Raw genomic sequence first — 1,066 nt, forward strand, 5'->3', positions numbered from 1 at the left:
AACTGGCCCCAGCCATCATCAATCTGGAAGAGGAGTTTTGCTGGTCGAGGTATGTGCATACGCGGGAGTATAGCGAGCTACGATGGTTGAAGAAAGTCACTCTCTAACAGAATCTTAGCTCCCGCCGCAGGCGGGCTACTGTTCTAAACGTAGCCCCTTTTCTCAACAACCGCCATTTTTTAGGTTGATGATGTTATCGTTAAAGCGCGTAACGACAGAAACATACCGCTGGCAGGCATCATAGTCGGGGAAAGACACTCATCACAGCAAAGGGGACATTCAGCTGTCCGCAAATTCAGAGAGTAGAGATCCCTAAACCAGAATGTCCCCTTTGCCTGTGTATCAAGCCATCTACCGTCTTCGCCACACCATCAGCCTGGACACAGAGCGAATAGCCAATATCCGATAATCGTAATTGGTGGCCCTTGCTGGACTCGAACCAGCGACCGAGCGATTATGAGTCGCGCGCTCTAACCGACTGAGCTAAAGGGCCTCCATCAAAAAATAGTAAAAAAAACGCAGGTATGCATTACCTGCGTGAGGAGATTTTCCAAATCTCAAAATAGTTGGGGTACCTGGTCATATGGGCATGTCAGGCATCATTTTTATACCTCATGACAGGTATTTTTTTGTCTTCAAATTGTAAAGATATGTTTATGGCGTTGGTGCACGGATGGCTAAACGGGTATCATCAATGCCTGCCCATTCTGAGATGTGTTAACGATGCCGCATAAACACAACGCCAAAAAACGTCACCACATTCCCAAAGCAAAATACACCCTCACTAACTGGCCACAATACGAAGCCGGCCTGAAGCAACGCGGCCGCCTGACTCTTTGGATAACACCCGAAGCTATTGCACAATGGAAGGCCGCCGCCCGCACCACGCCTGGGGGCCTGGCTCGCTACTCTGACCTCGCCATCCAGACCTGCCTGATGCTGCGTACCGCCTTCCGGATACCCCTGCGCCAGGCTGAAGGCCTGATGGCGTCGGTCTTCAGCATGATGCATTTATCCCTTGCCGTGCCTGACCACTCCACCGTCAGCCGACGCGCTGCAGTATTGC

1 protein-coding gene and 1 tRNA gene are annotated in these 1,066 nt (G+C 51.1%); one reads left to right on the plus strand and one right to left on the minus strand.

Going from position 1 to position 1,066, the window contains the following annotated elements; all coding sequences use genetic code 11:
• Window positions 1-416: 416 nt before the first annotated feature.
• A tRNA-Ile gene (locus ACMV5I_RS29470) sits at window positions 417-493 on the minus strand.
• Window positions 494-723: 230 nt separating this feature from the next.
• On the opposite strand from ACMV5I_RS29470, the gene ACMV5I_RS29475 reads away from it, so the two are divergent.
• A partial coding sequence (locus tag ACMV5I_RS29475; protein WP_414825973.1) for a transposase occupies window positions 724-1,066 on the plus strand: 343 nt, incomplete at its 3' end.

The sequence above is a fragment of the Serratia sp. T13T92 genome, from assembly GCF_047530105.1.
Taxonomy (GTDB): domain Bacteria; phylum Pseudomonadota; class Gammaproteobacteria; order Enterobacterales; family Enterobacteriaceae; genus Chania; species Chania fonticola.